The organism is Streptomyces sp. NBC_01408 (assembly GCF_026340255.1).
Lineage (GTDB): Bacteria > Actinomycetota > Actinomycetes > Streptomycetales > Streptomycetaceae > Streptomyces.
The window spans coordinates 1-16386 of record NZ_JAPEPJ010000001.1 but is presented as its reverse complement, the minus strand read 5'-3'; the positions used below and the strand labels follow the sequence as shown (position 1 = coordinate 16386).

13 protein-coding genes are annotated in these 16386 nt (G+C 71.2%); 10 read left to right on the top strand and 3 right to left on the bottom strand.

The window, feature by feature from the left end; translation table 11 throughout:
* Positions 1–62 precede the first annotated feature (62 nt).
* Complete coding sequence (locus tag OG447_RS00065; protein ID WP_266934099.1) at positions 63–608, top strand: GNAT family N-acetyltransferase; 546 nt, start codon at positions 63–65, stop codon at positions 606–608.
* Between the two features lie 16 nt (positions 609–624).
* Here the strand turns inward: OG447_RS00065 and OG447_RS00060 are convergent, their stop codons facing one another.
* Complete coding sequence (locus OG447_RS00060; protein ID WP_266934098.1) at positions 625–2655, bottom strand: phosphocholine-specific phospholipase C; 2031 nt, start codon at positions 2653–2655, stop codon at positions 625–627.
* Positions 2656–3350: 695 nt separating this feature from the next.
* Between OG447_RS00060 and OG447_RS00055 the strand changes: the two genes are divergently transcribed.
* From OG447_RS00055 to OG447_RS00045, 3 genes are all read left to right on the top strand, one after another.
* Positions 3351–3482 (top strand): hypothetical protein, encoded by a 132-nt coding sequence (locus OG447_RS00055; RefSeq protein WP_266934097.1) that lies wholly within the window; start codon positions 3351–3353, stop codon positions 3480–3482.
* 98 nt (positions 3483–3580) lie between these two features.
* Entirely contained in the window at positions 3581–4621 is a 1041-nt protein-coding gene (locus OG447_RS00050; protein ID WP_266934096.1) for a 3-isopropylmalate dehydrogenase, read from the top strand.
* A gap of 225 nt (positions 4622–4846) precedes the next feature.
* The gene (locus tag OG447_RS00045; RefSeq protein WP_266934095.1) at positions 4847–5932 is read left to right on the top strand and encodes a branched-chain amino acid aminotransferase; all 1086 of its coding nucleotides are present in this window, start codon (positions 4847–4849) and stop codon (positions 5930–5932) included.
* Positions 5933–6007: 75 nt separating this feature from the next.
* Here OG447_RS00045 and OG447_RS00040 read toward each other — a convergent pair whose 3' ends face one another.
* Positions 6008–7435, bottom strand: coding sequence for a cytosine permease (locus tag OG447_RS00040; RefSeq protein WP_266934094.1), 1428 nt, complete (start codon positions 7433–7435; stop codon positions 6008–6010).
* A gap of 165 nt (positions 7436–7600) precedes the next feature.
* Between OG447_RS00040 and ureA the strand changes: the two genes are divergently transcribed.
* The 6 genes from ureA (at position 7601) to OG447_RS00010 (ending at position 15345) form a co-directional block, all read left to right on the top strand.
* Positions 7601–8368, top strand: coding sequence for an urease subunit gamma (ureA, locus tag OG447_RS00035; protein ID WP_266934093.1), 768 nt, complete (start codon positions 7601–7603; stop codon positions 8366–8368).
* 47 nt (positions 8369–8415) lie between these two features.
* Positions 8416–10098, top strand: coding sequence for an urease subunit alpha (locus tag OG447_RS00030; protein ID WP_266938675.1), 1683 nt, complete (start codon positions 8416–8418; stop codon positions 10096–10098).
* Between the two features lie 21 nt (positions 10099–10119).
* The gene (locus OG447_RS00025; RefSeq protein ID WP_266934092.1) at positions 10120–11160 is read left to right on the top strand and encodes an agmatine/peptidylarginine deiminase; all 1041 of its coding nucleotides are present in this window, start codon (positions 10120–10122) and stop codon (positions 11158–11160) included.
* A 32-nt stretch (positions 11161–11192) separates the two neighbouring features.
* Complete coding sequence (locus OG447_RS00020) at positions 11193–11813, top strand: TetR/AcrR family transcriptional regulator (RefSeq protein ID WP_266934091.1); 621 nt, start codon at positions 11193–11195, stop codon at positions 11811–11813.
* A 498-nt stretch (positions 11814–12311) separates the two neighbouring features.
* Entirely contained in the window at positions 12312–13931 is a 1620-nt protein-coding gene (cimA, locus tag OG447_RS00015) for a citramalate synthase (protein WP_266934090.1), read from the top strand.
* 67 nt (positions 13932–13998) lie between these two features.
* Positions 13999–15345 carry a hypothetical protein gene (locus tag OG447_RS00010; RefSeq protein WP_266934089.1) on the top strand — a complete coding sequence of 449 codons (1347 nt, stop codon included), beginning with the start codon at positions 13999–14001 and terminating at the stop codon, positions 15343–15345.
* A 60-nt stretch (positions 15346–15405) separates the two neighbouring features.
* Here OG447_RS00010 and OG447_RS00005 read toward each other — a convergent pair whose 3' ends face one another.
* Positions 15406–16026: a YceI family protein gene (locus OG447_RS00005; RefSeq protein WP_266934088.1), complete on the bottom strand. Its 621-nt coding sequence runs from the start codon at positions 16024–16026 to the stop codon at positions 15406–15408.
* Positions 16027–16386 lie beyond the last annotated feature (360 nt).

Below are 16386 nucleotides of genomic sequence, written 5' to 3'. Positions count from 1 at the left end.
GCGCGGACCTGCGGACGGCCAGGGAGATGCAGGCCGAATCGTGGCGGGAGGACACTGGTTCCATGACCGATACACGGACACGCCTCGCGCACACCTCCCAATTGGGCCCCGGCACCCTGGAGGAGGTCCGGGCCCTCCTCGACGCGGCGTTCGACGGGGACTTCTCCGACGAGGACTTCGAGCACGGGCTCGGCGGGATGCACGCCCTGCTGTACGAGGGCGGCGCGCTCGTGGCCCACGGGAGCGTGGTGCAGCGGCGGGTCGTGCACGGCGGCCGGGCCCTGCGCACCGGATACGTGGAGGCCGTGGCCGTCCGCGCCGACCGGCGCCGGCGCGGATTCGCCGGGATGGTGATGGCCGACCTGGAACGGGTGATCGGCGGGGCCTACGTACTGGGCGCGCTTTCGGCGTCCGAGGCCGGGGCGGCCCTGTACGAGAGCCGGGGCTGGAGCCCGCATCCCGGGCCGATCGGGGTCCTCGGGCCGGACGGCCCCGAGCGGCTGGCCGAGGAGGAGGGCTCCACCTACGTGTGGCAGCCGCCCGGCGGGGTCCGGCTGGACCCCGCCGGGCGGCTCGACTTCGACTGGCGGGACGGGGACGTGCTGTAGCCGGGCCGGCGGCGCGCTAGCCCGAGATGCTCGGGGCGCCCGACTCGATGTGGCCCGTGTAGCGGCGCGACCAGGTGCCGTCGGAGTCGGCCAGGATCGTGAAGTCGTACCAGCCGTTGCTGTAGGCCACGGCGTTGAAGTAGTCCTCGCGGGAGGAGTTCGCCGGGACGGTGTAGGTCCACGGACCGTCCGTGCGGTAGGCGTTCGCGCGGATGGTGAAGGTGACCGGGGCGGCGGAGGTGTTGGTCATCTTGAAGTAGACCGCCGTCTTGCCGGAGCCCGGCTCGACCGCGAAGCGGGCCGCCACCTCGACCGCCTTGCCCGGCTTCGAGGCGTCACCGGTGAAGCGGCGCAGGAAGCGGTTCGGGCCGTGCATCGAGATGTCGTACTTGCCGGAGCCGTGGCCCAGGCCGATGTTGAAGTAGTCCGAAGCCGTGGCCCCGGCGTCCACCGTGTACTGCCAGGCGGCCGTGTCCCGGTGCTGGTGCGGGTGGATCGAGAAGTGCGCCGCCCGCGTGGCCTGCGCCCCCTGGTTCGTCATCGAGAACCAGGCCAGGATCTTGCCCGCCGAGCCGAACTCCAGTCGGTCCAGATTACCGTTCACCTGGTAGGGGAGGGCCCGCGCCGGGCGGGTGCCGGGCTCCTGCGCCGGGAGGGCGTTGTCCTGCGGCACCGGGTTGGGGAGCGGGCCGCAGGTCGCCTGGCCGATGACCTTGGCGGTGGACGGCAGGCCCGCGGGGACCCCGTAGACCGGGTGCGCGAAGTCGAAGACCCCGGTCAGGTCGCCGGTGACCTTGCGGCGCCACGCGCTGATGTTCGGGCAGGTGGCCGGGGTGCCGAGGGCGGCCGTCCAGGTCTCCATGAACCGCAGCACCGAGGTGTGGTCGAAGACCTCCGAGCTCACGAAGCCGCCGCGCGTCCACGGGGACATCACGATCATCGGTACCCGGAAACCCAGACCGATCGGGAGGCCGTCCAGGTACTCGCCGGGGGTGCCGGGCGGGGCGACCGGCGGCGGCACGTGGTCGAAGAACCCGTCGTTCTCGTCGTAGTTGAGGAAGAGGACCGTGGAGTCGAAGACCTCCGGGTTCGCGGCCAGCGCGCGGTAGACCAGGTCCACGAAGTGCGCGCCGTCGCCGGGCGGGGCGTACGGGTGCTCGGAGAAGGCCTCGTTGGCCACGACCCAGGAGACCTGGGGGAGGGTGCCCGCGAGGACGTCGGCGCGGATGGCGGCCGCGATGTCGTCCGGGGTGGAGCCCGTGACGCGCGGGACGGAGGACATGCCGCGGTCGTGCAGCGGGTTGCCGGGGGCGGCGTCCGTGAACTTCTTGAAGTACGCCAGACCGTTGTCCCCGTAGTTGTCCTGGGCGTTCTGGTAGACCTTCCAGCTCATGCCGGCCCGCTGGAGGGCCTCCGCGTACGTCTCCCAGGTCAGCCCGGACTCGTCGCCGCCGTCCTTGCTGGAGGCGTCGATCTTGCCGCTCCACAGGAAGGTGCGGTTGGGGCCGGTCGCGCTGAGCGCGGAGCAGAAGTAGGCGTCGCAGACGGTGTAGTTGTCGGCGAGGCCGTAGTGGAAGGGTATGTCGCCGCGGTCCAGGTAGCCGAGGGTGCGGGTGTTTCCGACGCCCAGGACCCAGTTGTCCATCCGGCCCTTGTTCCAGGCGGCGTGCTGCGAGGTCCAGCTGTGCGGGAGGTCGCCGTTGCACTGCGCCAGGGTCTCGCCGTCGACGCCGCCCGCCGGCGGGGTGGCGGCGAGCTTCCACGGGTACTGGCGGCCGCCCCAGTTGGGCTGGTTGAACATGCCCCAGCCGCCCGGGATGTTGCCGGCGGCGCGGTCGCCGAAGCCGCGGACACCCTTGAGCCTGCCGAAGTAGTGGTCGAAGCTGCGGTTCTCCTGCATCAGGATCACCACGTGCTTCACATCGGTGATGGTGCCGGTCGCCGCGGCCGCGGCCGCGGCCGCCGTCGGCGTGAGCGCGGGCACGGCCGCCCCCGCCACCAGCCCGGCGCCGATTCCCACGAACCCTCTGCGGCTGATCGGTGTCACTGGCCCCTCGCCTCCAACTCAAGTGCCCCGCTGGCACATCGACGGCAAGAGTGGCGGTGCCCGGCCCAAAGGTCTACAGCCGTGCGGTAAGAAGTCGGTGAACATCCGGGTGGCTGGAAACGGCCGCCGCTCCGGACGGGCGCCCTGCCCGGATTCTCCCCGTGGGACAGGCCCGGGAGGGCGCCCGCCGAGTGGTCGAGTCCCTGCCCCGGCCCTCCCGAAGATTGGTGTGATTCCGAACCAATGCCCCGTCCGGGCGAAGGGCGGCCCCGCCCCGGGCCGGCGCCCCACGGGGCGGGGGAGGCGGTGGAGTTCACCGGTCCGGGTGACTCCGGAGGCCGGTGAGTCAGGTGGGATACGTCACCCCGCCGGAACGGGCCGCCGTCCTGGCCGCAAGGGCTCTGATCAGGGAATTTCGGTCCGGGAAGGGCTCGAAGAGGAGCCTGCGGAGGGGGCCTACCGAGGGGTTGGGCGTCTCAGATAGTAGGAAGTCCGAGTAATTGCGAAGACATACAGCGGGACCTGCCCTAGCTTTGTAGGAGCCGAACGTCTCGCCGATCAGGCGAATGGCGGTCGAGAGCGCGCGCCCCTGGCAGGCAACCCCTGCGGCGCACCGCTCCCCGCCTCTTCCGGCGCCTTGAAGGAACCCCTCATCCGTGGCCCGGCCACGCCGTGATCTCAAGGAGTCGATCCATATGACCCCCACCTCCGCTGCCGTCCGCCGCGTCCGCCACTCCTCCACGGCCGACGCCGACCGCAAGAACGCCGCCGCAGCCCTCCAGCGGGCCCTCGACCGCCGCGACAACGGCGGCTCGACCGGCCACTGACCCCCGACCACTGGCCCGCCCGGACATGTTGCGTCCCGATTGGTCCAAATGCTGGACGCAATATGTCTGAGGGCTGGGACACGGAGTACGGTTTCGCCATGTCGACCAGCATCAATCTCGCAGTGATCCCCGGTGATGGCATCGGCCAGGAAGTCGTGGCTCAGGGACTCAAGGTCCTTACCGCGGTCCTGCCCCAGGATGTGAAGCTGGAGACCAAGGAATACGACCTCGGCGCCCAGCGCTGGCACCGCACCGGTGAGACCCTCCCGGACGAGGAGCTCGAAGCCCTCAAGCGCCACGACGCGATCCTGCTGGGCGCCATCGGCGACCCCTCGGTCCCGTCCGGCGTGCTGGAGCGCGGTCTGCTGCTGAAGCTCCGCTTCGCCTTCGACCACTTCATCAACCTGCGCCCGTCGAAGCTGTTCCCGAACACCGCCACCCCGCTGGCCGGCCGTCCGGAGATCGACTTCGTCGTGGTCCGCGAGGGCACCGAAGGCCCGTACACCGGCAACGGCGGCAGCCTGCGCACCGGCACCCCCGCCGAGGTGGCCACCGAGGTCAGCCTCAACACCGCGTACGGCGTCGAGCGCGTCGTCCGTGACGCGTACGAGCGGGCGAACGCCCGCCCCCGCAAGAAGCTGACGCTGGTCCACAAGAACAACGTCCTCGTGTACGCCGGCCACCTGTGGAAGAACATCTTCGACAAGGTCGGCCAGGAGTACCCCGAGGTCACCACCGACTACCTGCACGTCGACGCCGCGACGATCTTCTTCGTCACCCAGCCCGAGCGCTTCGACGTCATCGTCACGGACAACCTCTTCGGTGACATCCTCACCGACCTGGCCGCCGCCGTGACCGGCGGCATCGGCCTCGCCGCCTCCGGGAACATCAACCCGACCGGCGCCTTCCCGTCCATGTTCGAGCCCGTCCACGGCTCTGCCCCGGACATCGCAGGCACCGGCAAGGCCGACCCGACCGCGACGATCCTCTCCGTCGCCCTCCTGCTGCGCCACCTCGGCTACGAGCCCCAGGCCGCCCGCATCGAGGACGCGGTCTCCGTCGACCTGGCCGAGCGCGACGGCACCTTCCGCTCCACCGACGAGATCGGCGACGCCCTCGCCGCCCGAGTAGCCGGCTGACCCTGGCAGCTCGACCTCGGGAAGCCGCCAGGCAACAAGATGCCCGGCGGCTTTTCCTGTGCGGCCCCGGGTGTCACCATCTCCCCTGGGCCGCATCCCCCATTTCACCGAAGCCTCCATGCGCGCGATAATCGAACGCGAGGCCGCGGAATACGGGGAAGCTCGGACGTCCTAGTACGCCGTGAGCGCGGTCCGCCATACACAACCGGTGAAGGACAAGCACTCATGACGATGCCCACGATCGAGCTCAAGCCCTCCTCGAACCCGCTGTCCGACGCGGAGCGCGAGGCGATCCTGGCCAGCCCCGGCTTCGGCCGCCACTTCACCGACCACATGGTGACGATCAAGTGGACCGAGGGCCGCGGCTGGCACGACGCCGAGTTGGTCCCGTACGCGCCGCTGTCCATCGACCCAGCGAACATGACCCTGCACTACGCGCAGACGATCTTCGAGGGTCTCAAGGCCTACCGCCAGCCCGACGGCACCGTCGCCACCTTCCGCCCGCGGGCCAACGCCGAGCGCTTCCAGGCCTCCGCGCGCCGCATGGCGATGCCGGAGCTGCCGGCCGAGCTGTTCATCGAGGCCTGCGATGCGCTCATCAAGCAGGAACGCGCCTGGGTTCCGGACTCCGGCGAGGCCTCCCTGTACCTGCGGCCGTTCATGTTCGCCAGCGAGGTCGGCCTCGGCGTCCGCCCCGCCAACGAGTTCCTCTTCATCGTGATCGCCTCGCCCGCCGGCGCGTACTTCCCCGGCGGCGTCAAGCCCGTCTCGGTCTGGCTCTCCGAGGAGTACGTCCGCGCGGTCAAGGGCGGCACCGGCGCGGCCAAGACCGGCGGCAACTACGCGGCCTCGCTCGTCGCCCAGGCCCAGGCCGCCTCGCACGGCTGCGACCAGGTGGTCTGGCTCGACGCCGTCGAGCACCGCTGGATCGAGGAAATGGGCGGCATGAACCTGTACTTCGTGTACGGCGACCGCATCGTCACCCCGGAGCTGACCGGTTCGCTGCTTCCCGGCATCACCCGCGACTCCCTCCTCACCATCGCCCGCGACCTCGGCTACACCGCCGAGGAGGGCCGGATCACCACCGAGGACTGGAAGCGCGACAACGAGAACGGCACCCTGACCGAGGTCTTCGCCTGCGGCACCGCCGCCTGCATCACCCCGGTCGGCTCGGTCAAGTCCGAGCGCGCCGACTGGACCCAGGGCAACGGCGAGCCCGGCGAGGTCACCCTCAAGCTCCGCAAGGCCCTGCTGGACCTCCAGACCGGCCAGGCCGCCGACAGCCACGGCTGGATGCACCCGCTCGGCTAGGTCGTCTCCTTCCGTACGTACGAAGGCCCGCGCCCCTGATCCCAGGAGCGCGGGCCTTCGTACGTACGGGGAGCCCTACACGGCGGCCGGCTCCTCGGCCGCGGCGCCGGCGGGGGCCGGTGCCGGTGCGCTGCGGGCGGTCAGGGCCGTGTAGACCAGCGCGCCCGCCAGGCCGGACAGGACGAAGGAGCAGTCCACGCCGCCGGTGAGGGAGAGCAGCGGGCCCTGGTAGAAGGGGGTGGTCACGGAGAGCAGGCCCACCCCGGCGCCGATCGCCCAGGAGGCGGTGGCGGCCACGTTCCAGCCGCCCCGGTACCAGTAGATCCCGCCGACGGAGCGGCGGTTGAAGACCTGGAGGGCGTCGGCGTCGTACCGGCCGCGGCAGCGCACGTAGCCGATGAGGGTGATCACGGCCCACGGGGTGCCGAGCGCGGTCAGCAGCAGGACGAACGAGGTCATCGCGGACTGCACGTCCCACTCGAAGGAGCCGATGAAGACGAAGGCGGTGGCGACGGCCGCGGCGACCAGCGTGGCGGTGGTCCGGGTGGCCCTGGGCACGATCGCGTCGAGGTCGAGGCCCATCGAGTACAGCATCAGGCCGGCGTTGCCCACCGAGCCGGCCGCGGCCGCGGCGAGCAGCGGCACCAGGTACCAGAACGGCGCGGCCTCGACCAGCGGACCGGAGTAGTCGGCGCCGGCCCGGGCGGCGAGCGCGGTGTAGGTGCCGAACAGCTGGGGTATCAGCAGCCCGGCCAGCAGGCCGAGGCCGGTGGCCCACAGCACCTTGCGGGAGCCGTGCCTGCGCGGGGAGATGTAGCGGGTGTAGTCGCCGAGCAGGGTGATGAAGGCGACGGGGCCGCTGAGGCCGGCGGCGACGGTCGCGAGCAGCCAGGTCGGCCAGAAGGAGCCGAGCAGGTACGGGGTCTCCGGCGGCGCGGCGGTGGTGAAGTCCCCGGCGTAGGCGAAGACGCCGACGGCCAGCAGGACGAGCATCCCGACGGACAGGATCTTGCTCATGCGCAGCAGCAGCCGGTAGCCGAAGACGGCCGCGACGACGGTGAACACGGCCAGGGCCCCGTACATCACGGCCCGTGAGACGCCGGTGTCCGGGAGGCCGGTGAGCCGGGAGAGGACGCCGACCATCACGTCGCCGCCGATCCACAGGGTGAGCGCCGTGTAGCCGAGGGAGAGCAGCAGGCCGACCACCGAGCCGACCAGGCGGCCGCGGACGCCGAACTGGGCTCCGCTGGAGGTGGAGAGGTTGGTGCCGGTCCGCAGCGAGACCAGCGCGAGCGGCGCGGTGAAGGCGATGCCGACGAGGGTGCCGGTCACGATGGCGGTGACCGAGGGCCACAGGCCCAGTCCGAAGGACGGGGGCAGCCAGCCGAAGACGATCACGCCGAGGCAGAGGTTGGAGCCGAGCAGGATCGAGACCAGGTCGCGAGGACCGCTCGTCCGCTCCTCCTCGGGGATGGTGTCGACTCCGCGCTGTTCGATGGGCATAGGGGGACTCCCTTGGCAGGGCGGCGGGGGTACAGGAGGGATGCAAGGTATTTGAGCGACACTCAATGTGACTCAAGCCTTGCGCCCAGGTCAATGATTCCCAGCAAGGAAATGAAGAGTTAGAGTGATGCTCTAACCCATCGACTCAAGAGGTGGTGGATCGGCGTGCGGCTGACCCCTACGGAGCGCGACCGGCTGCTGCTCCGCAGCGCAGCGGAACTGGCCAGGGCCCGGCGGGCCCGGGGCCTGAGGCTCAACGTCCCGGAGGCCACCGCGCTGATCGCGGACACGGTCTGCGAGGCCGCCCGCGACGGCAAGCGGCTGGCGGAGGCCATCGAGGAGGCCCGCAGCGTGCTGGGCCCCGGCGACGTCCTGCCCGGCGTCGCCGACGTGGTCACCGAGGTGCACGTGGAGGCCGTCTTCGACGACGGATCCCGCCTCGCGGTGGTCTCGTCCCCCATCCAGGGCGCCGCCTCGCTGGGCGACGACGCCCCGGGTGCGATCGTCCCCGGCCCCGGCGCCCCCCAGCCGGAGCCCGTCCTGCACCTGCGCGTGCGCAACACCGCCGCCGTGCCGGTCAGCGTCACCTCCCACTTCCACTTCTTCGAGGCCAACCCGCGCCTGGACTTCGACCGCGCCGCGGCCTACGGGATGCGGCTGTGCGTCCCGGCGGGCTCCTCCGTACGGTTCGACCCGCACGGCGAGGGCGAGGTCGGGCTGGTCCCCATCGGCGGCGACCGCATCGCGATCGGCTTCGCCGGCCTGGTCGACGGGCCCCTGGACGCCCCGGGCGCCAAGGAAGAGGCCCTGCGCCGCGCGGCGGCCTGCGGCTACCTGGGCACTGACGTGCACCGGGACGCCGCCATCGACGGCCCGGCGGGTCAGGTCCCCGGCACCGGTACCACCGAGCACGCGGACGGAGACCAGGCGTGAGCAAGAAGACCCCGCACAGCGATCACTGCGCGCCGGGCAGCCGGCACATCGACCCGCACGAGTACGCCTCCGTCTTCGGCCCCCGCGCCGGGGACCGGGTCCGGCTCGGCGACTCCGGGCTCACCGTCCGGGTCGAGTCCGACGCGCAGAAGCCCGGTGACGAGTTCCTGGCCGGCTTCGGCAAGACCGCCCGCGACGGCCTGCACCTGAAGGCCGCCGCCGTCCGCGAGACCTGCGACGTCGTCATCAGCAACGTGCTGGTCATCGACGCGGTGCTCGGCATCCGCAAGGTCTCCGTCGGCATCCGCGAGGGCCGGATCCACGCGATCGGCCGGGCCGGCAACCCCGACACCCTCGACGGGGTCGACGTGGTCGTCGGCACGGGTACCTCGATCGTCTCCGGCGAGGGCCTGATCGCCACCGCCGGCGCCGTGGACACCCACGTCCACCTGCTCTCCCCGCGGATCATGGAGGCCTCGCTCGCCGCGGGCGTCACCACGATCATCGGCCAGGAGTTCGGACCCGTCTGGGGCGTCGGCGTCAACTCCCCGTGGGCCCTGAAGCACGCCTTCAACGCCTTCGACGCCTGGCCCGTCAACATCGGCTTCCTGGCCCGCGGGTCCTCCTCGGACGCGGCCCCGCTGGTCGAGGCCCTCGCCGAGGGCGGCGCCTCAGGCTTCAAGGTTCATGAGGACATGGGCGCGCACACCCGCGCCCTGGACACCGCCCTGCGGGTGGCCGAGGAGTACGACGTCCAGGTCGCCCTGCACAGCGACGGCCTGAACGAGTGCCTCTCCGTCGAGGACACCCTGCGGGTGCTGGACGGCCGGACCATCCACGCCTTCCACATCGAGGGCTGCGGCGGCGGACACGTACCCAACGTGCTCAAGATGGCGGGCGTGCCGAACGTCATCGGCTCCTCCACCAATCCCACCCTGCCCTTCGGCCGGGACGCGGTCGCCGAGCACTACGGCATGATCGTCTCCGTCCACGACCTCAAGCCGGACCTCCCGGGCGACGCGGCCATGGCCCGCGACCGGATCCGCGCGGGCACCATGGGCGCCGAGGACGTACTGCACGACCTGGGCGCGATCGGCATCACCTCCTCTGACGCCCAGGGCATGGGCCGTGCGGGCGAGACCATCCGCCGCACCTTCGCGATGGCGGCCAAGATGAAGGGCGAGCTGGGTCCGCTGGTCGGCGACGGCGAGGGCGACGACAACGCCCGCGTCCTGCGCTACATCGCGAAGCTGACCATCAACCCGGCCATCGCCCACGGCCTGGCCCACGAGATCGGCTCCATCGAGGTCGGCAAGCTCGCCGACATCGTGCTGTGGCGCCCCCAGTTCTTCGGCGCCAAGCCACAGCTGGTGCTGAAGTCCGGCTTCCCGGCGTACGGGGTCACCGGCGACCCCAACGCCGCCACCGACACCTGCGAACCGCTGGTCCTCGGGCCGCAGTTCGGCTCGTACGGGGCCACCGCCGCGGACATCTCCGTCGCCTTCGTCTCGGCCGCCGCCGCGGCCCTCGGCAGCGACGAGATGCCCACCCGCAGGCGCCGCGTCGCCGTCCGCGGCACCCGCGGCATCGGCCCCGGCAACCTGCTCCTCAACTCCCGGGTGGGCGCGGTCGATGTGGACGCGCGCAGCGGCCTCGTCTCCCTCGACGGGGAACCGCTGCGCTCCGAAGCCGCCGAATCGGTCTCCCTCAACCGCCTGTACTTCTTGTAAAGCCCTTTAAGGACCCCTGCCATGACCACGAACAAGCCCGTCGACGCCGGATTCCGGATGCCCGCCGAGTGGACCCCGCACGAGCGCACCTGGATGGCCTGGCCCAGCCCCAACCCGACCTTCACCACCGCGCAGGAGCTCGCCGAGGCCCGCGAGGCCTGGGGCGCCGTGGCCCGCGCGGTGCGCGCGTACGAGCCCGTGACCCTGGTGGTCTCGCCCGGTGACGCCGACAGCGCCCGCGCCATCGTCGGTGACGACGTACAGCTCGTCGAGCAGGAGCTCGACGACGCCTGGATGCGCGACATCGGCCCGACCTTCGTGACCAGCGACGCGGGCGAGCTCGCGGCCGTGGACTGGACCTTCAACGGCTGGGGCGCCCAGGAGTGGGCCCGCTGGGACCACGACTCGAAGATCGCCCGGCACGTCTCCGACGTGGCCGGCACCCGTACCTACAGCACCGAGCTGGTCAACGAGGGCGGCGCCATCCACGTAGACGGCGAGGGCACCGTGCTCCTCACCGACACCGTGCAGCTCGGCGAGGGCCGTAACCCCGGCTGGACCCGCCAGCAGGTCGAAGCCGAGATCCACGCGCACCTCGGCACCACCAAGGCCATCTGGCTGCCCTACGGCCTGGCCGGCGACTACGGCACCTACGGCACCCAGGGGCACGTGGACATCGTTGCCGCCTTCGCCCGCCCCGGCGTCGTGATGGTGCACACCCAGCCCGACCCGGCCCACCCGGACCACGAGCGCTGCAAGACGATCGCCGCCATCCTGCGCGCCTCCACCGACGCCCGGGGCCGCCGGCTGGAGGTCGTGGAGATCCCGGCGCCGACCGTGCTGGAAGAGGACGGGGAGTGGGTGGACTATTCGTACATCAACCACTACCTGTGCAACGACGGCGTGGTGCTGTGCTCCTTCGACGACCCGCGCGACGAGGAGGCCGCCGAGATCTTCCGCGGACTGTTCCCGGAGCGGACCGTGACCCTCGTTGACGCACGTACGATTTTCGCCGGGGGTGGCGGTATCCACTGCATCACCCAGCAGCAGCCGAAGGTCTGACCGACGACGGCGTACGGACGAGGAGTGGGGCCATGACGGCGGGTGGAGTACCGGTACGGGCGGCGCGCAAGAACGCGCCCCCGCGCGAGGACGTACTCGTCGCCGCCATGGCCACGATCGCCGAGCGCGGCCTCGAAGGCCTGACCATGGCCGGGCTGGGCCGCGAGGTCGGCATGAGCAGCGGCCACCTCCTCTACTACTTCCGCAGCAAGGACGAGCTCCTGCTGCAGACCCTGGAGTGGAGCGAGGCCGCGCTCGGCACCGAGCGGCGGGCCCTGCTCGCGCGCCGCGGCCCGGTCGGCGAGCGCCTACGGGCGTACGTCGACCTGTACGTGCCCACGAAGGCCCGCGACCCCCACTGGACGCTGTGGCTGGAGGTCTGGAACCGCTCCCAGAACGCCGGCCCCCAGGAACGCGACCGGCAGGCGGCCATCGAGGGCGCCTGGCACCGCGACCTGGTCGCGCTGCTCGCCGAGGGCATTTCGCGCGGCGAGTTCCGCCCGGTGGACCCCGACCGCGTCGCGGCCCGCATCCGGGCCCTCCTCGACGGCTTCAGCATCCAGCTGGCGGTGGGCCTCCCGACGCTGGACCGGGAAGCCATCCTCGACCACGTCCGAGAGTTCCTCACCGAATCCCTCACCCCCACCCCTTAGCCCCGCCGACGCGTGGGGCGCGGGCCCTCTTCGGCCTCGCCGACGCGTGAGGCGAGGGGCCACTTCAGCCTCGCCGGCGTTTGAGGCGCGGGGGGCCCGGGGGCGGAGCCCCCGCAGCGGCGCCGCAGTCGGCCACGCCCGGGTGCGCCTCAAAACGCCGACGAGGCCGAGACTGCCCGGCGGGGCCGGGGGGAACGGCCCGTGCCCGCATGCTGAGATCCCTGTCCATCCGCGGCGAGCGGTGTGGCACACTGCGAGCGTGCCTGCTCAGCTCATGATTATCGCCAGCAGCGCGCCGGTCCCCAGTGGCCGCTGAACCGTGGAAGACCTTCGCGGGAAGCGGCCACCGTGCCCCAGACCCGCGCGCAAACCTCTCGCACCCGCGAGAGGTTTTTTCGTTTCCCGGCCTCATCCCTGCCGGGAAACGGACGCGCGCGATGATGGGGGCAGTGGATCCCGGGTATCCGGAACCACTCATCCGACAGGAGTCAGATCAGCATGACGACGACACCAGAGGCGGCAGCAGCGGTCCTCGACGACAGCTTCCACGTCTTCGACACCACCCTGCGCGACGGTGCCCAGCGTGAGGGCATCAACCTCACGGTCGCGGACAAGCTGACGATCGCCCGGCACCTGGACGACTTCGGAGTGGGCTTCATCGAGGGCGGCTGGCCCGGCGCCAACCCCCGCGACACCGAGTTCTTCGCCCGCGCCCGCGCCGAGATCGACTTCAAGAACGCGCAGCTCGTCGCCTTCGGAGCGACCCGCCGCGCCGGCGGTTCGGCCGCCGAGGACCCGCAGGTGCGGGCCCTGCTGGAGTCGGGCGCCCCGGTGATCACCCTCGTGGCCAAGTCCCACGACCGCCACGTCGAACTGGCCCTGCGCACCACGCTCGACGAGAACCTGGAGATGGTCCGCGACACCGTCTCCTACCTGGTCGGCCGCGGCCGCCGCGTCTTCGTCGACTGCGAGCACTTCTTCGACGGCTACCGCGCCAACGCCGAGTACGCCAAGTCCGTCGTACGCACCGCCCACGAGGCCGGCGCCGACGTCGTCATCCTCTGCGACACCAACGGCGGCATGCTGCCCGCGCAGGTGACGGCGACCGTCGCCACCGTCCTCGCCGACACCGGCGCCCGGCTGGGCATCCACGCCCAGGACGACACCGGCTGCGCCGTCGCCAACACCCTGGCCGCCGTCGACGCGGGCGCCACCCACGTCCAGTGCACCGCCAACGGCTACGGCGAGCGCGTCGGCAACGCCAACCTCTTCCCCGTCGTCGCCGCCCTGGAGATCAAGTACGGCCGCAAGGTGCTCCCGGACGGGGCGCTCGCCGAGATGACCCGGATCTCGCACGCCATCGCCGAGGTCGTCAACCTCACGCCCTCCACGCATCAGCCGTACGTGGGTGTCTCCGCCTTCGCGCACAAGGCGGGCCTGCACGCCTCGGCGATCAAGGTGGACCCGGACCTCTACCAGCACATCGACCCCGAGCGGGTCGGCAACACCATGCGGATGCTGGTCTCCGACATGGCCGGCCGCGCCTCCATCGAGCTCAAGGGCAAGGAGCTCGGCGTCGAGCTCAACGGGGACCGTGCGCTGATCTCCCGGGTCGTGGAGCGGGTCAAGGAGCGGGAGCTCAAGGGCTACACGTACGAGGCGGCCGACGCCTCCTTCGAACTGCTGCTGCGCGCCGAGGCCGAGGGTCGCGCCCGCAAGTACTTCCGCATCGAGTCCTGGCGGGCCATCGTCGAGGACCGCCCGGACGGCACCCACGCCAACGAGGCCACGGTCAAACTGTGGGCCAAGGGCGAGCGGATCGTCGCGACGGCCGAGGGCAACGGCCCGGTCAACGCGCTGGACCGGGCCCTGCGGGTGGCGCTGGAGCGGTTCTACCCGCAGCTGGCCAAGTTCGAGCTGGTCGACTACAAGGTCCGCATCCTGGAGGGCACGCACGGCACGGAGTCCACGACCCGCGTCCTGATCTCCACGACCGACGGGGTCCGCGAGTGGAACACGGTCGGCGTGGCCCAAAACGTGATCGCGGCCTCCTGGCAGGCCCTGGAGGACGCCTTCACCTACGGCCTGCTCCACGCCGGGGTCGAACCGGCCGAGTAGGGCAGGGCTGAGCTGCCCTTATGTCCAGCTCACACAGGAAAGGCCCGATTCGGGTAGCGTCATGGATATGAGGACCAGGCTGATATCCGTACGCTTCGGAACGCTGCTGTCCGGTCTGCTGCTGGGCCTGTCGGCGACCGTCCTCGCGGTCGCCCCGCAGGCGTCGGCCGCCACCGGACCGGCCGTCGTGGCGGAGGCCCTCAAGGAGGGCCCGGTCTACGTCGATCCGCGCGCCGAGGCACAGCTGCCCAAGGCCGAGGCGGACGCGCTCGCGCAGAAGATCAAGGACGCGGGGAAGCCGGTGTTCGTCGCCGTGCTGCCCGCCACGAGCGAGTTCCCGGCCGACGGACTGCTGTCCGCGCTGCGCACCCAGACCGGCATCACCGGGCTCTACGCGGTCCGGCTCGGCGAGGGCTTCGACGCCGGCGCCGACCCGGCCGTCATGCCGGCCAACGCCGTACGCAACCTCACCGCCGCCGTGAAGACCGGCGAGCCGGTGGACGCGGGCACCCAGCTCAACAACTTCGTGGACCAGGCCCTCAGCCAGGCCAAGGGCGGGGCGCCCGCCTCCTGGGGGACCAGCGGCGGCGACACCGGCGCTCCCGTCGGAGCCCTGATCGCGCTCGGCGCGGTGGCCGTGATCGGCGGCGGCGGTGCGTACACAGTGGTGCGCCGCAACCGCAAGAAGAAGGAAGAGGTCCGGCGCGAGGCCATCGCCCGTCTCGGCGTGGTCGTCGACGAGGACATCACCGCCTTCGGCGAGGAGCTCGAACGCCTCGACTTCCACCCCGGGGAGCCGGGCGCGGACGATGCCATGCGCAAGGACTACGAGCAGGGGCTCGACTCCTACGAGAAGGCCAAGCGGATCATGGCCTCCGTGCAGCATCCCGAAGAGGTCAGGGGAGTCACCCAGGCGCTGGAGGACGGCCGGTTCGCCCTGGCCCGTCTCGACGCGCGCCGTCAGGGCGAGCCGCTCCCCGAGCGGCGCGCCCCCTGCTTCTTCGACCCGCGCCACGGGCCGAGCACCGAGGACGCCGCCTGGGCCCCGGCGGGCGGTGCACGCCGTACCGTGCCGGTCTGCACGGCTGACGCCGTGCGGCTGCGCGACGGGCTGGACCCGGCGGTGCGCACGGTCGACACCGAGTACGGGCCGCGCCCCTACTACGACGCAGGCCCGGCGTACGGTCCCTGGGCCGGCGGCTACTTCGGCGGCGGCATCCTGCCCGGCCTGCTCATGGGCACGATGCTCGGTTCGATGATGTCCAGCCCCGCCTACGCCTCCGACTTCGGCGGCGGCGCGGGCTTCGAGGGCGGGGACGTCTCCGGGGCCGACTTCAACCCCTCCGACTTCGGCGGCTTCGGCGGCGGCGACTTCGGCGGTGGCGGAGGCTTCGACGGCGGAGGCGGCTTCTAGGCCCTTCCAGGCCCTTCTAGGCCCTGTCACCCGGATCGCCCGGACAGGGCCTGGCGGGCGTCAGGCCTGCTTGATGGCCGAGATGTCGAAGGTCAGCTTCACCTTGTCGCTGACCATCACGCCGCCGGTCTCCAGCGCGGCGTTCCAGGTCAGGCCCCAGTCGGAACGCAGGATCTCGGCGCTGCCCTCGAAGCCGACGCGCTCGTTGCCGTAGACGTCGGTGGCGGAGCCGTTGAACTCCAGGTCGATGGAGAACGGACGGGTGACGTCCTTGATCGTCAGGTCGCCGGTGATGCGGTACGCGTCGCCGCCGAGCTGAAGCGCTGCGGTGGAGCGGAAGCTCATCAGGGGGAAGGTCTCGGCGTCGAAGAAGTCACCGCTGCGCAGGTGGCCGTCCCGGTCGGCGATGCCGGTGTCCACGGAGGCGATCTTGATGTCGATGGCGGCGGTGGAGCGCGCCGGGTCGCTGCCGTCGAGGTGCAGGGTGCCCTCGTGCTCGGTGAAGGAGCCGCGGACGTTGGTGACCATCGCGTGGCGGACGGTGAAGCCGATGCTGCTGTGGGCGGCGTCGATGACGTAGTCGCCGGTGAGCGCGGCGAGAGCCGGGTCGACTTCGAGCGTGGCGACGGCGGCTCCGTCCTTGCCCTGCGACTCCTGGCTGCGGCGGGTGAAGATACCCATGGCTTCCTCCTCGGTAGTGTGCTGCTGTGGTTGTTGAAGTTTCAACGAGAATGACACTAGACCCATTCCGTTCAAATTTCAACTTCTAGGCGAGGTGTCGCGAGGTTTTGTGGGGTCCGGACAAAGGACGAAGGTTCCGTCTGGTGGAGTCGATGCATCGCCCGGCGGTTCTGTCCGGGCCGGACAGCGGAACACTTCCGAGACTGTGTGGAATCAACGGAGGTTTTTCATGTACGGCTTCGTAAGGTCGGTACATGACCGTTGTGGACCAGACTCCGAGCGAGCCGACCGACGCCCGCGGGCGCGTCGCCGAGCTGCACTCCCTGCGCGAGCAGGCGCGTCGCGGCCCGAGTGACCGGG

What these genes read in the sequence shown, in the direction of transcription:
- OG447_RS00065 (WP_266934099.1), top strand. Translation starts at nt 63, where the DNA reads ATGACCGATACACGGACACGCCTCGCGCACACCTCCCAATTGGGCCCC.
- OG447_RS00055 (WP_266934097.1), top strand. Translation starts at nt 3,351, where the DNA reads ATGACCCCCACCTCCGCTGCCGTCCGCCGCGTCCGCCACTCCTCCACG.
- OG447_RS00050 (WP_266934096.1), top strand. Translation starts at nt 3,581, where the DNA reads ATGTCGACCAGCATCAATCTCGCAGTGATCCCCGGTGATGGCATCGGC.
- OG447_RS00045 (WP_266934095.1), top strand. Translation starts at nt 4,847, where the DNA reads ATGACGATGCCCACGATCGAGCTCAAGCCCTCCTCGAACCCGCTGTCC.
- OG447_RS00040 (WP_266934094.1), bottom strand. Translation starts at nt 7,435, where the DNA reads ATGCCCATCGAACAGCGCGGAGTCGACACCATCCCCGAGGAGGAGCGG.
- OG447_RS00025 (WP_266934092.1), top strand. Translation starts at nt 10,120, where the DNA reads ATGACCACGAACAAGCCCGTCGACGCCGGATTCCGGATGCCCGCCGAG.
- OG447_RS00020 (WP_266934091.1), top strand. Translation starts at nt 11,193, where the DNA reads ATGACGGCGGGTGGAGTACCGGTACGGGCGGCGCGCAAGAACGCGCCC.
- cimA (WP_266934090.1), top strand. Translation starts at nt 12,312, where the DNA reads ATGACGACGACACCAGAGGCGGCAGCAGCGGTCCTCGACGACAGCTTC.
- OG447_RS00010 (WP_266934089.1), top strand. Translation starts at nt 13,999, where the DNA reads ATGAGGACCAGGCTGATATCCGTACGCTTCGGAACGCTGCTGTCCGGT.
- OG447_RS00005 (WP_266934088.1), bottom strand. Translation starts at nt 16,026, where the DNA reads ATGGGTATCTTCACCCGCCGCAGCCAGGAGTCGCAGGGCAAGGACGGA.